Here is a 15,118-nt window from a genome sequence, read left to right as displayed (position 1 = left end):
CGGAACAGCCGTTCGCAACATCTCGTTGGTTGCTGATAATCCCGAGCATATTGAAGGAAAAGTAAACGGTCAACAGATCGTAATTCTCACCCAATATGTGAAGAAATCGAATTAGAAGGTCAACTTCTTCTAAAACATATCAAAAGGCAGATGAAGAACTATTCTTGATCTGCCTTTTTTTGATATCCGGATTCGTTAACTTCTCTACAGAATGTTAACCCTTTAGCAATAGGTCGCTGAACCTATATGAAAATCAGACCGTACATACCCTTAGTGATCGATCTGAATTCAACTCTCCTCACATCTTGTAGATCTTAAATTAAAGGTAAAATAGTTTTAATCTTAAATTTATGAATTATGAAAAACAAGAGCAGGTCGATCTTGTATTGTTGTGTTTTTGTTATCGGCGGATTGTTGTTGACAATATTGAATACAAGTTGCGACACGGTTGGGACAGACGAAATGACGACCGGAAATCAAGACGAATCAGTGCTGAAAAGCAAGTCTTTTTTACCTGAGTTTCCAGGGGCAGGAGAATTCGTAGTTGGGTTTACAAATCCTTACCTGGCCTTTGAGACCGGAAAAGTATTTCACTATGAAGGAGAAACCGAAGATGGTATGGAAACGAATGATGTTACAGTGACAAGTGACACGAAGGAGATCCTTGGAGTAAGCACCACGATTATTCGTGATGTCGTCTATCTCGAAGGAGAAATGACTGAGAATACAGAGGACTATGTTGCCGAAGATACGGAAGGTAATGTTTGGTACTTTGGTGAATACAGTGAAGAATATGAAGATGGAGAACTTGTCAGTATTGAAGGCTCATGGGAAGCCGGGGTAGACGGAGCAATGCCTGGTGTTCTAATGTTTGCCAACCCGCGAATGGGAATGAAGTATCAGCAGGAGTACTATGAAGATGAGGCCAAGGATATGGCGATGGTAATCAATTTGAATAAGAAGGTTGAAATTGATTTTGGAACCTTTGAAGGATGTCTGGAAACCTTGGAATGGTCGCCACTTGAACCGGGAGTTCGCGAACACAAATTCTACAAAAAAGATGTAGGTTTGGTTCAGGAATTACAGCCCCGGGGAGGAAGAATAACCTCAGACTTGGTGGCAATAGATTTACCCTGAAAAATAAAAAGGCTCCATTCGGAGCCTTTTCTCTTAACTAAACTATTGATTTATCAGTAAGGTAATTGCTACTACCCAACTACCCTAATTTCAGGAGATTTACTAAATAAACTTTTCACGCTTTTGCAGGTTGAACAAACCATACAAAATAAAAACCACAGCACCTGTTGCCAGGAATATCCGGTTTTTAAGTGCAATGCCAGCCCAAACCAGTTCGCTCATGTTACGGGGAACACTAAACGGATTCAGAAAGATATTCCACATCGTGCGCTGGAGGGTGTTCTGCAAAATTAATGCCAAAACTCCCAGTATAACCATGACTACTGCTGTTCCATTCCCGTTTTTGATTATGGTTGAGAACATAAATGCCATACTACCAAGGAAAAGAACAGGAAACATGATTTGTCCGGTCATCTCAAATAAACTAACCGGTGCCAGAAAAATGTAGCTGAGAACCGAAAATCCGAAAAGGATGATGGCAACCAGAACAAAAACAAGGATCAGCCGAACCAGCCAAACTTTGTAGCGGTAGTCGGGTATTCCGAAGAGGATTTCGAGGATGCCTGCATCTACATCATTTTGGATGCCAAAGGTCATGGGGTAAAAGATGAGCAGGATAGCCGGGAAAACGAGGATTCCGTAAACGAACTCTTCATCAGGCGATGCTCCGTTAATGATTCCCATGATGGCAATGAAAATGTAAAAAGCCAAAGCCGCCAGCATGAACCAAATAAAACGTCCGGCAAAGATGATCCGGAAATTGTATTTGATCATGCTTCCAATCAGGTTGGTTGTATTTTTAATTTTTTGTTTTTCCATCATTTCAAATCTTTAATCAAACACAAATAGGCATCTTCCAGCATCGGTGTCACTTCAATGGCATCGGGTGCCGGTTTTTCTTTAGCCAGAATGCGCACCCGGATTTTGTCTTCAACCCGCATGTGGTGAACAACCATCTGCTTATTCGGCATTTTGTCGAATTCAGCTGCCGGAACATCATACTGCCAAACCAGGTTTTCTGCCAGATCGACCATCTCCATTGGCGTACCGTGGTATTTCACCCGGCCACGGATGATAACGGCAACTTGGTTGCATGAGCTGGCAATATCTTCGATGATGTGGGTTGAAAAGATGACGATCCGTTCACGACTTAATTCAACCAACAGGTTGCGGAAGCGAATTCGCTCACGTGGGTCGAGGCCGGCTGTCGGTTCATCCACAACAAGAATCCGCGGTAAGTGCAACAGGATTTGAGCAATACCAATCCGTTGTTTCATACCGCCTGAGAAGGAACCAATTTTCTCGGTACGGCGGTCGAACATATGAACTGCTTTCAGAACATATTCCAGTCGTTTGTGCCGTGTTTCAACATCAGTCAATCCTTTCAGCAACGCTTGATATTCGAGGTAATCCCAGGCCGGCATGTTTTCGTAAGTTCCGAATTCCTGGGGCAGGTATCCAATTAAGCCTTGCAGCTCTTCGCGTTTTTCCTGGGTATCAATGCCGTTAATCCAAATCTTGCCGTAGCTCTGTTCCAGGATTCCGCAAATGGTACGCATCATCGTGGATTTACCGGCACCGTTAGGGCCAAGCAAACCAAACATCCCCGTGTTAATTTCCAACGAAACACCGTTGAGAGCTTTGAAAGGAACTTTACGTTTGCCTATCAACGGAATTTGTTTCACCAAACGGAACGTGGCGCGACGAAGAGAGCCAAATCGTCCCGTAATACGGTTAACATTGATATTCTCTTCGTACAGGCGTTTGGCGGTAATAGAAATCACTAAGCCCAGGTACCATAAGGCTGCAAAGGCAACGACCAACCCAATGTATTTTGTTTTCTCGTAAAGGATAACCAGCTCAATCAATGGTAAGATCCAGAAAATAAACTGGTAACTTCGTTTGTCGAGTGTGGTGTATCGCTTTTTCTGAGTTGCTTCAAAACGATTGTTCCAGTAGATGCGTATTGGTTTCCAAATCGACAACACGTAGAAATAGACCATCAGCATCATAAAAGCAATCCACAAGGCTTGCCCAAGGAAGATGAAGGTGAAATAGATCAGGAATCCCAGTAACGGAACTTGCCAGATTAGTTGATCGAATTCGCGCCAGCTGCGGAATTCTTTTTCCAGTCCTGCTCGTCGGCGAATATTCAGTCCGCCGATCCATTCGCGGGAGAAACGTCCCGGACGGTCGTAAATCTTCACCAGGTTTTGAATGCGTATTTGAACTCGTTCGTCCGGGCCAATCAATTTGGTTGCAGCTTTCTTCAAACTATTCAGTACGAACCAGATTGTTCCGGGAATGAGCACAACGGCCAAAACGGTGTCGAGCATTTGCCAAACCAGGTCGTCAACCTTGAACCAGATTAGCGCGAAGGCAGCAACAATTAATACGAGTTGAGTTGTTTTCAACTTCCAGCTTAAGGAATAGAACCATTCGAGTGCATTTTCCAACCCGGAATATAAGGTTGGAATAAAGATCAATGTGAGCAATGTACTTACAGCTAAACCACCAATAACGATAATGGCGAAAGGAGCTCCGATTACGCTGACGTATTCGGCTTGTCCCATGGCTAAAGGCACCATGGCCACGATGGTGGTGATGGCTGTAATTAAAATCGGACGTACGCGCGATAAGCCGGCCATCATCAAAGCACGAGAGCGGCGATAGCCACGTTTACGTAAAATATTACTGTAATCGATTAGGATGATCCCGTTGTTGACGACGACACCCAGCAAGATCAGGAAGCCAATCATGGTGTTGGCATTGAACAGGCTATTGCCGGTAATGATTAGCGCAATGAGCGAACCTATGGCAGCTAACGGGATGGAGAACAGTAAAACGAAGGGTGTAACTACCGATTCGAACACGGAAGCCAGGATCATAAAGATCAACAGGATGGCGGCAGTGATCAGAAAGTAAAATTCATCCAGATCATTTTCCTCGTGTATCACCTCGGCTGCCATACCTGTCGGGAAATTATAGTTGGCTATCAGGTTGTCAATTTCGTAGCGGTATGATGCCAGGATATCGTTTGAACTTTGAGCTTCGCTGTCGAAGCTGTAGGTAATCTCAATCTGCTTTTCCTGGTTCACCCGGTTGATGGTCGATAAGCCACGGGCATAAACCAGCTTCGTGAAATTCTGCAGATCGTGCAAACCTCCACTGGCATCAGCCACCTGAACCTTCTTCAGGTCGTCCATGGTGCGGGTATCATCTTCTTCCTCTTCAGATCCGTCTTCCTGGTTGATGATGATTTCATATTCATCTGTTCCCTGGTTGAAGGAGACACCTGTTGAGATTTCACCGGAGAAGGAATTGAGCTCGCTGGCGACATTGTTCAGTGTGATGTTATATTCGGTCATCAACAACGGGTCGAACTTCATGTGAACTTCCGGCTGATTGTCGGATACGTTTAGCCGGGAGCTATTGATTATGTCCATGTTATCGAGGAAGTATTTCAAATCTTCGGCCACTGTTTGCATCGATTCAAAATCCTGTCCTTTCAGAACAATCTTTTCCGATTCGGTACCAATACCCAGCAGGCGTTGGAAGTTGGCCATCATGTTACGACCACCTCCGCCACCGAAACCTCCACTGTTGCCCGAGCTGCTCTCTTCCATCGAGATTTCAGCCGGGCGAATATTCTTCACCGATTCGTAAACCGCGTTCTTAATTTCGGCAAAGCTTCGGTCGTTTACTTTTTCGTAGTCATCCACCAGCTTCAGCGTAACGTTGGCCGATTCCTCCTCAATACGGCTGACAACATCCAGTTTTTCGGGAACATCATTGAGCTTATCTTCGATCTTCTTCACCGTTTCATCGGTTTTCTGAAGACTCGACCCCGTAGGCATAGTAATGTAGAGTTGAATCTGGTTATTTTCAACTTCGGTTAGGGAGCTAACACTAACGGTCAATGCCAGGAATATGGTAATGAAAAAGACTGCAACAGCTCCGAGTACTGTTCCTGCAGGATTTCGCATGCACGACTTCAGCAGTAGCAGGTAAATCTGAACCATGCGGTTGTTGGTGGTCACTTTTTCGAAAGCGATTTGTTTGCTTCGGCGTCCTCTTAATATAAAGTGAATCGCCATGGGGACAAAAAGCAAAGCTACGACCAAAGAAACCAGTAAGGTTGAAATGATGGAAACTCCGACATTCTTGCCGAGCATTTCAATCATGTAGTTGCTCGAGAACAAAAAGGGAAGGAAAACAGTGATTGTTGTCAGAGTGGCTGCAACAATCGACCGCCATACTTCTGTTGTACCCTGGGTGACTGCAGTATCGGGATCGACGCCTTTCCCTGCCAGCCGGTAAATATTTTCGAGTACAACTACACTGTTGTCGAGCAACATTCCTACGGCCAGGGCCATACCAACCAGCGTAAGGCTGTTCAATGTGATTCCGTAAGCGTAGAAAAAGTTGAAAGCCGTGTAAATTGATACGGGAATGGCCAAGGCGATGAATGCGACAATGCGGGCATTTTTCAGGAACATCCACAACACGAATACAGCCAGTAAACCCCCAATCAGGGCCAGGTTGATAATTTGGTTGATGTTATCTTCCATGGTTTCAGCCGAGTTGCTTTGAACTACCAGCTGAACATCTTTGGACTTCAGTTTTTCATTCAACTTGTTGATCAGTTCCAGTACTTTGTGAGAAAGCTCAATCTGGTTGGCCTGTGAATCGTTCACCAGTTGAATGGTGATGGCATCCAATCCGTTTACCCGGCTGTAGCTGGTTTGTTCTTTTACTCCGAAGCGGACTTCAGCAACATCTTTCAACAGGATGGGACCATCGGCAACAACCAGGTTTTCGATATCTTTAACCTCGGAATACTGAGCCGTAACGTGTACAAAGTAAAGCTGATTTTGCTCGTAAAGGTTCCCGACATAGGTGCGCGATTGTGCGTTTTGCGACAGGACCGAACGAATTTTGGCTGGCGTAATATCGTAAGCTTCGCAAGCTCCTTTGTCAGGGATAATCTCGATGGATTTTTCCTGTCCCCCGTAAACATTGACCCCGGCAATACCGTCGAGGTTTTCCAGCTCGTTGGTAACTTCTTCGTCAACCACATTGCGAACACGATCCACACCGCCGCTACCCCGCGCCTGAAGTTCCATAAACTGGTTGTTCATTTGCGTCAGGTCGATCCGGTTTACGCTTACCTTAATGCCTTCGGGCAGGCTTGATTGCATTTCATTCACCTTTTCCTGTAGCTTCAGGTAGGCAAAGTTGAAATCGACATTCTTTTGGTAATAAACCACGATGCTTCCCCGGCGGGAGTTGATGGTTGATTCGAGTGATTCAATACCCTCCAGCGTGCTGATAGCTCCTTCCAGCGGAATCACGACCTCGTTCTCCAGGTAGCTCGGATCCGACTCCTGCGTCGAAGTTGCCTGAACATAGAGAAAAGGCAGTTCTGCATTGGGAAGAAGCTCCACGCTCAGCTGCTTGTACGACACATACCCCAGCAGGGTGAGGCCGAGGAACAGCATGCTGATCAGGGTTTTTCTATCTATTATAAATCTCATAGTTCCGATCCTTCAGCTTTGGGTTTTACAAAGCGGTCTTTAATGCTTTCGAAGATCTCGTAAACACAGGGGATAACCACCAGCGAAAGCAGGGTTGAGGTGACCATACCACCAATTACAGCTAATGCCATAGGGGAGCGCAACGATGCGCTTTCGCCAATGCCCAGTGTTAGCGGGAGCAAAGCCAGAATGGTTGTTAAACTGGTCATTAAAATGGGGCGAATCCGCTGTTGGCCGGCTTGTAAAATTGCATCGTGGCGGTTGAGGCCTCCTTTACGCAATTGTAAAATCCGGTCGACCAAAATAATGGAGTTGTTTACCGCAATACCTGCCAGCATGATGATACCGATGAAAGCCATCATGTTGAATGATTTTCCCAGGATGAAAAAGGTCAAGATTGAACCAACCACGGCCAAAGGAATCGTCAGTAAAATGGTAAACGGATGCAGTAATGACTCGAACTGTGAGGCCAGTACCATATACACCAAAATGATGGATAACAAAAGGGCAAATCCTAAGCTATGCATCGATTCCTGACGCTTGGCTTCCTCTCCACTGATGTTGATTTTGTAATCCAGTGGAAGGCTAATCGGGGCAATGGCCGCTTTAACTTCCTTCACTGCTTGGTCGAGCGGAGTATTTTTATCCAGTTGCGCTGTAATCTTTCCAATCCGGTTTTGGTTGCGGCGGAAAATCTCTTTGGGTGATTGACCCATCTTGATTTGTGCCAGCTCGTTGACGAAAAACTCTTGCCCATCACCGGTTATCTTAAGATCGTTGAGGGTGGAGAGTGTTTTCTCCGGTAGTTTCAGGGTGATATCCTCCATTTCACCAAGTCGCTCAACCTGTCCTGCCGTTTTTCCTGACAGCTGATCTTCTATTTGGGAAACAACTGTACTGACGCTCAGGTTGTGCATTCCGGCACGCATACGATCCACCATGATTTCTACTTCCGGCGAGCCTGCTTCCATTGACGATTCGACGTTGTAAATACCGTTCAGTCCTTCAACTTTGCTTTTTACCTGGGCAACGAGACCTTCAATTTCATCCAGGTCAGTGCCTTGTACCTCAACGACCAATGGTGGTTCGTCGGTGCCCATTATACTTTTCAGTGCTGTTTCATCCTGCGTATAGCTGATTTCTGTATCGGGTATTTCGCCGAGTGTGTTACTAATCGCTTTGATGGCTTCAGTTGAAGCAATGCGGCTGTCGTCGTTTAAAATTATTTTGACTGTCGCTGTGTTTTCACCTTCAAAGATGGAGTTTTCGCTGGTACTCATTCCTGTTGAAGGTCCAATTTCACTATAAATCGTTTTCAGGTTGTCGCCCAACAATTCGCGAACAATGCCTTCAATATTTTCAACGGCCGAGCTCGTGCGTTCCAGTCGTGTCCCTTCAGCCATGCGAATGTCCATACTAAACTCGTGGGTCTCGGTTTTCGGCATAAATTCAGTGCCAATCATCGGAACCAGAGCCGCTGATATACCCAATAGAATGACAGCAAGTAAGATGACCATCCAACGCTTCTTCAGAACTTTATCCAAAAAGCGACCATAACCTTTTACCTCAACGGTGCTGACTTTTACCTGTTTTTTGTTTTTGTAGAACAGGTTGAAGAGCATGGGAATAACCAGGATGGCTACTGCCAATGACGAAACCAGCGAGAATGCAACTGTCCACGCTTGATCTTTAAAAAGCTCGCCTGATGCACCGTGCAAATAAACAATTGGCAGGAAGACCACAATGGTCGTTAAAGTAGAGGCGATGATAGCCCCGCTCACCTGCGATGTTCCTTCGATCGCAGCATCCGTTACCGACATACCTTCGTCGCGGTTGCGGAAAATATTTTCCATAACCACAATGGCATTATCGACCAGCATACCGGCACCCAATGCTAAACCACCCAATGTCATAATATTGAGTGTGAGGTCGTTGAAATACATTAGGTTGAAGGTGGCAATAATGGAGATTGGAATAGCGATACTGATAATAAGCGTACTCCCAATTCGGCGTAAGAAAAGGAAGAGCACAAATACGGCCAGCACAATCCCCATTAAGGCTGAGTTCTCAACTTCGCTGATCGCTCCCTGTATGAAATTTCCCTGGTTGGAAACAATGGTCAGATGGTAACCTGGAAGTGCTTTTTCGATATTCCCGATTTCTTTGCTGATGGCCTCAACTGCCTTTACCGTGTTGAATTTTGTTTCCTTGTAAATTGACAGTCCAAGACAGCGTTTCCCGTTCAGGCGTACAATATTCTCAGGTTCTTTATTTTCGATGCTCACTTTGGCTACTTCCCGGAGGAAAATCGGGGCATATCCGGCATTCTCATCATCGGCATTAATTTGCTTGTAGCCAACAATTACATTTTCAAAGTCGCTGACGTCGGTTAGCAGGCTAATGCCTTTTACGACATAGCGGGTACCCATTTCCTCAATGCTTCCGCCCGAAATACTTTGGTTGAAATTGGAGATTTTGGTTGAAATATCGTCCAGTGTCAAACCAAATGCATCCAGCATATACTGGTTGGTTTCAATCAATACTTGTGGTTCTTCTTCACCGGTAACTTCAACTTCGGCAACCCCTTCTAGCCGAACAAGTTCGTTTCGGATGTAGTTTTGTGCTACTTTCCGAAGTTCATTCATGTCATCAACATTGTCGTTGGTGAGACCAATCTCAATAACGGGAGTTGTATTCGGATCGTGCTGGGTGATGTTTATTTCATCCAGATCTGCGTTTTGAGCAAAGGAGGAAACAGCTTTCTGCAAATCCAGAAAGGCATCGTCCATATTTTTATTCCAGGCATATTCCACCGTAATTTGGGCGCTACCTACTTTCGAGATCGAGGAGACCTGTACCACATCCGATTGACGGATGGACAGTGCCTCGAGGTTCTCCACAAATTGCTTTTCAATCTCCTCAGGTGGCCGTTCACCGGCTTCCAGCTCAATGAATAAACGCGGATTATTCAGGTTGGGGAAAAGGTCGATCCCCAGTTTGTCGTACGAGATGTAGCCCAGCAGAACAACGCCAAGCACAATCATCAAGATCGTCACCGGGAATTTGACCGAAAATTCGCTTAACTTCTTCACGGTTTATCCCTTTCTATTTGATGATTTTTACTTTTGAACGGTTGCGGAGGGTTTCAAAACCTTTAACCACCAGGCGGTCATTTGCTTTCAGCCCGGATGTAATTTCTACACGGTCGTTATCTTCATAACCAAACGTTACTTGTTTTTCTTCAGCAGTACCCTTTGTTACAACATAGACAATTTTCCCGCGGCGGTTGGAGACAACCACTTTTTTCTGAATTACAACGACGCTGTCTTTTTTGTCGAGGATGATGTCGCTTTGGACAAACATACCCGGGCGAAGCAGTAATTTGGGGTTGTCGATTTCCAGCTTTCCGGTGAAGGTCCGGGTTTCGGTGCTGATGGCCGGCGATAATTCAGTTACCTGGCCGTGTAAGGTGTCGTTTGGAAGGGTATAGTTCATCACCCGAACGTCCTGACCTCGTTTTACCTCGTTGATGTACTTCTCCGGCAGGTTAACTTCGAGTATTAATTTATCGTAACTCATCAGGCTAACCACTTCAGTACCGCTGGCAACGCGGGTTCCCGGAGTATAAGTCGGCAAATCAGTTATGATGCCATCAAAAGGAGCCTTTACCTGAAGCTTGCCAAGCTGAATTTGTGCCAGTTCGTAGCTGTCCTTGGCATTTACCAGCGAAACTTCAGCATCGCTTAATTCACTTTGAGTAACTCCTCCCTTGTCAAACAGCGATTTTTGCTTTTCGTATGTTTGCTGGGCAATCTGAAGGCTTAGCTTTTTGGCTTCCAACCCAATGCCATTCATATATTCAGCATCCTGAAGCTCAACGATCGTCTGTCCTTTGCGGACTTTATCACCCAACGCAAATTTGCGTCCCGTTTGCGGATTGGTTTTCAAAATGTAGTCGCCGCTTGTTTCGGTCATTAAGGTCGCTTCAGCTGATGCAGTAACGGTTCCGGTTGTGTTAATCGTTTGCTCAATCGATCCAAGTTTAATATCCTCAACGGAAACCGGGATAGCCACATCGGTTTCGGCATCGCTGCTTTGGTTGTTGCAGGCTGACAGCCCGATAAGAGCGAATAGGGCCAGGGGAGTTAATGCTTTTATATTCATTGCGTTTATTTTTTTCTGTTTATATCAGGTTTGATGTTATTTTTTGTCTGGTTTTGAGTTAATCAGTTCTTCGGGAACGATGGCTTTACCTTTTTCAAAATCGTAGAGGGTCTGAATTTTTAGGTTCAGCAATTCTATTTTATAGTCGATCAGTGCTTGTGCGTACGACATTTTCTGGCTGGAAAGCTGTGTTTGGTACAAGCTTAAATCCATCCCTGTCAGGTCGCCGTTACGATAGCGTTCCTGGTTGATCTCGTAAGTAAGCTGGGCATTCCGTTCGTTTTGCTTAGCAATATCAATCTGCAACTTTTGATTTTGAAGGCTTCGATAAGTCGAACGGATGTCGATGATGATTTGCTTCTTTTCTTCATCGAGGTTGAGTTGCTGGGTTTGAATAACTGCTTCCTGTGCTTTGATACGGGCTTTCTTTTCTCCCCAGTCGAAAAGAGGAACATTGAATGAAACGGAAATTTTGGGGCTTTTGGTAGGATTGGCGTAAATGTTGCTCAAACTGCTGTTATCTCCCGTTAATCCGTACGAAACGCTCACATCACCTTTAAATTCGTTTTGGGCTTTTGTTGTAATCAGGTCGAATTGAGAACTCTCGATGTCAATTTCGCGCTGGCGAATTTCCATGCGGGATTTTAGTCCGTAGTCGATGGCTTTTTGCATGTCAACATTGACCTCATTGGCATTTACGTCGGCCATTACAGTAATCTCTTCGTAAATATCCATTCCAATATATTGTTTGAACTGGTCTTTGGCATTGTCGAGGGTAACCTGTTGGTTTTGTACATCCGATTGAGCTTGCGAATAGTTCAGTTCGGCCTGGTAAAGTTCTTCTTTGGCCGAGAGTCCGGCTTCCACTTTATTTTGGGTGATTTCGTAGGTTTCCTTGGTGTTTTTCAGCTCGTCCTGCTTGATCGACAAACTCATTTGTGCCATATAAACATTGTAGAAATACTGGGTTACTTGTTTTTCCAGATTTAGTTTTTGCATGGCGTAGCTCAGGTTTGAATTTTCAAGATCGAGCTCAAGCGTTTTTAACTCCTGCTTTAGTTTATTATAGGTAAACAAGGGCTGAGTAAGGTTTATATAGAGGTCGTTTGTAAACGACTTATTTTCAATTCCGCTTGAAGTACTGTTGCTTTTTTGCCAGCCAAAGGTGTTCGACAGGGAGATTGTTCCGTCGGTAATCAGGATCGGCTGAGCAACAGTAAAGGTGCCGTAAGTGTTAAAACGTTCGGTCGTATACCAGTTCGAAGTATAGTCGTCGAAAGCTCGTGTTTTGCTGTATTCAACAGGGTTGAGACTAAGCGTAAATTGTGATTTTAAGGCTGCTTTTTGTGCCTTTAATAGTTGTTGCGAACGCTGCAGGTTCAGTAGCGATGTGCGAATAGAGGGACTGTTTTGCTGAGCAATCTCCATGGCTTTGTCGAGGGTCAGGATTTGCTGTGCTGACAAAAAGCCGCCCGGCATTAATGCGCAGAAAAACAGGAGTTTGATTTTGGTTAGCGAGAACTTCATTTCTATCTTTTTTTATTGTTTTATCAATTTTATAGCATCGGCAATCACAATTGAACCGGAGTTTTCATTCGTCAATTCAATCAGGGCCGTATCGGGTGAGAAGTAGTAGGCTCCAAGGTGATTCCAGCCATCTTCTGCCGATTTCAGGTCAAGGTTCATTTTTTCTTCGCCGTCATCGTGGTGAATGATGTAGTGGTATTCTCCCGGATTACGGTCGCGACCCCGGCCACGTTGGTTTGACTTCGAGATGTAGGTGTACACATCGTAAAAACCGGCATCTTTAATCGGAACATTCCATTGGGCTTTTTGGTCGCCATTGCCTGACTTGATGTAGTAAGCCGAGCGAATGTAGGCTCCGTAAAAGTCTGAATTTGTTGTTAAGGTCCAGTTGCGGGCAGGTCGCCAACGGTTGAACCCTTGATATTTGTCGGCATCTGGGTTGTCCGGAATCAACAGCTTTTGTAACAAGCTAACATCGGTGTTTTTGCTGATTGAAAAGCCCGGATCTTCGTTGTCCAGAATGATTTCGTTATCCTCGGCTATGCGAACCGGCGTGTCAACAATTTTTTCGCCTTCGTAGGGTATTGCTTTCTTATCTTCCTCGATATTATCGAGCGGAAGGTTAATCTCGGAAGGAATATTCTTTGAAACCAGCGTGTTGATGGTTGCTCCACGTGGTGTTCCCGACAATAGGAAACTAACTTCCTTGGTTTGATTACCGTCCAGCTGAACCAGCTTCGTGATATTGTCGGAAGAATTTCGGCTGAAAGGACCAAATCCACCTCCTGTTCTGAATTCAACAGAAATAATCCCTTCGGTATTTTCGGTGTTGCTGACTTTAAACTTAACCATTGTTTTCAGCTGGTCCCCATCCAGCACATTTACTGCCGTAACATGTCCAATCAGGAAGGCCGGCAGATCGGTACTGCTGAACCAACCTTCCATATAAGGAATTAGATCGATGCCAAACCGGCGAACAAGCCTACGATTAAAATCTTCGATTGAAGCGTTGTTGAATTTGATATCCTTGAGGTAATCGAACAGAAAATCCTCGAAAGCATCGTCACCGGCTTTCTTTTTCACAATCGAAAATAAAGTTGTGCCCTTGAGTTGAATAACATTGTCGATAATCTGTTTTTTCTCAGGATCTTTCAGCAGATCTTCGAAGCTGTGGGAGAGCAAAGCCAGGTTCGCCTGCTCATCTTCTGACATACCTTGCATATCGCGCATCCAGGGCATTTGGTCGCTATTGAGGCTGCTTTCTTTATAACTCTCAAATACCCGGTCGGTTACCGGCCAGCGTTTCGAACTAATGTAGTATGCATAGTTGTAAAAAAGTGGGAATACGTAGTAGGTATTGGGTTGCTCTTCTACCTGAACTTGTCCGCGTGACCGACTAAAATTCGGGCGCCCTGATGCACTGGTAAATGAAGAAAGGAAATTTTTCAAGACCTGAATTTTCTTTTCTTCGGGAGTCATCTCCTGGCTTCTGTCCCTGCGACCAAATCGGCCCATATTGTTGTAGCGGCCGTAAAAATCGGCATCGTTAACAAGTGCTCCTTTTTCTGCAAATAGCACCATTTCAGGCTGCATTTGCTCGCGGGTGCCACTCAAAACGCGCTCATAGCTATAAAACTGAACCGGAGCTTCTACCAGAGAGAATCGTTCGAACGGATAGTACAGGTCGAGCGAACGTTCGAAATCCTGCAACGATTCGGCAATAATTGACGGAACGGTATCTTTGATGTCTTCAAAGAAATTGGTGAAATAATCGTGATCTTTTTTGTAGTAAATGTTGAAATCCAGTCCATCAATGTTTTTCTCCATTTTGGCATATTCTCCAATTACCAAAGATATTTGCGAGTTGGCATGTGTCGATTTAAATTTAAAAGTGTCGCCGTCTTGTTCTGCCTGCCCTTGCGAAATGGCTGTCAAGCCCGGAGTTGTTGTGACTTCAAGTTTATAATTGCTAAACTGACGAGCCAGCCATTGGCTATTGGTTTTACCGTAACCTGCGCCGGGTATTGGGTACCAGTTGTTTTCGCGGGTTAGCAATACATAGTTGGGCGTAAGAAAAGCATAGCGTTTGTCAATTTGATACATGAAGTTTTTGAAAGCTTCGGCGCGTGTTTCTTCATCGATATCCAGGAAACAGGCTGCTTCGTTAATATGTCCTTTGTAGGTGAATTCAAATTCGGCTCGTTCACCGGGAGCTAATTGGAAATCATTAACTGATACAATGTCGAGCTTCTGATCAAATGTTTGTGGCTTATTATTGGCTTTTAGCTGTTCTAATTTCAATCCCGGGTTTAAGCTGAAGATAACCTTCTTAATTGCTGATTTCTGTGTGTTTTTAACGTTCAATATAGCAGTAACAGCTATTTGGTTGCCCTCGTGTTTCAGATGAATGTCATAATCAGTTACCTGTACCGCAGGTGTGCCCAGGTAAGTTTCATTCAGGCTGATCATGTCCTTACGAAGCTGCTGATCAGTCATGAATCCGTGTATATGTGAATAGCCTAAGTACAAGGCAAAAACCACACAGGCACTTCCCAATATGCTTGAGATGTAGCGTACCCCATCAGATTGGGGAAGCCGTTTCAGGAAAAGAATTGTATATAAGATGAAACCCAGTCCGAAGAAAAAGTACATTCCCCGGTGGATGAGTAAAGTCGGAAGGTTCCCAAAACCTACAAAATCAGAATAGGTTAGGGGGATGTTGAAGGCCATATAGTCGAACAGGTAGTAAAACT

General features: G+C 44.8%; 8 protein-coding genes. 2 read left to right on the top strand and 6 right to left on the bottom strand.

Annotation, left to right across the window (positions count from 1 at the left end):
• The coding region (locus AC37HE_RS13395; RefSeq protein ID WP_500783357.1) for a PhnA domain-containing protein at positions 1-115 on the top strand (115 nt) is incomplete at its 5' end.
• A 242-nt stretch (positions 116-357) separates the two neighbouring features.
• Positions 358-1,137, top strand: coding sequence for a hypothetical protein (locus tag AC37HE_RS13390; RefSeq protein ID WP_500783356.1), 780 nt, complete (start codon positions 358-360; stop codon positions 1,135-1,137).
• 102 nt (positions 1,138-1,239) lie between these two features.
• Here AC37HE_RS13390 and AC37HE_RS13385 read toward each other — a convergent pair whose 3' ends face one another.
• The 6 genes from AC37HE_RS13385 to AC37HE_RS13360 form a co-directional block, all read right to left on the bottom strand.
• A complete protein-coding gene (locus AC37HE_RS13385) occupies positions 1,240-1,959 on the bottom strand; it encodes a hypothetical protein (protein WP_500783355.1) in 720 nt (239 codons plus the stop codon).
• On the bottom strand, positions 1,956-6,674 hold the full coding sequence (locus AC37HE_RS13380) for an efflux RND transporter permease subunit (RefSeq protein WP_500783354.1): 4,719 nt from the start codon (positions 6,672-6,674) through the stop codon (positions 1,956-1,958). The genes AC37HE_RS13385 and AC37HE_RS13380 overlap by 4 nt, the downstream gene beginning before the upstream one ends.
• Positions 6,671-9,766: an efflux RND transporter permease subunit gene (locus AC37HE_RS13375; RefSeq protein WP_500783353.1), complete on the bottom strand. Its 3,096-nt coding sequence runs from the start codon at positions 9,764-9,766 to the stop codon at positions 6,671-6,673. Before AC37HE_RS13375 ends, AC37HE_RS13380 begins: the two co-directional genes overlap by 4 nt.
• A gap of 13 nt (positions 9,767-9,779) precedes the next feature.
• The gene (locus AC37HE_RS13370) at positions 9,780-10,838 is read right to left on the bottom strand and encodes an efflux RND transporter periplasmic adaptor subunit (RefSeq protein WP_500783352.1); all 1,059 of its coding nucleotides are present in this window, start codon (positions 10,836-10,838) and stop codon (positions 9,780-9,782) included.
• 36 nt (positions 10,839-10,874) lie between these two features.
• Entirely contained in the window at positions 10,875-12,365 is a 1,491-nt protein-coding gene (locus AC37HE_RS13365) for a TolC family protein (RefSeq protein ID WP_500783351.1), read from the bottom strand.
• Positions 12,366-12,377: 12 nt separating this feature from the next.
• The coding region (locus AC37HE_RS13360) for a golvesin C-terminal-like domain-containing protein (protein ID WP_500783350.1) at positions 12,378-15,118 on the bottom strand (2,741 nt) is incomplete at its 5' end.

Source organism: Mangrovibacterium sp., assembly GCF_059905295.1.
This window is presented reverse-complemented; position numbering and strand designations above follow the sequence as displayed.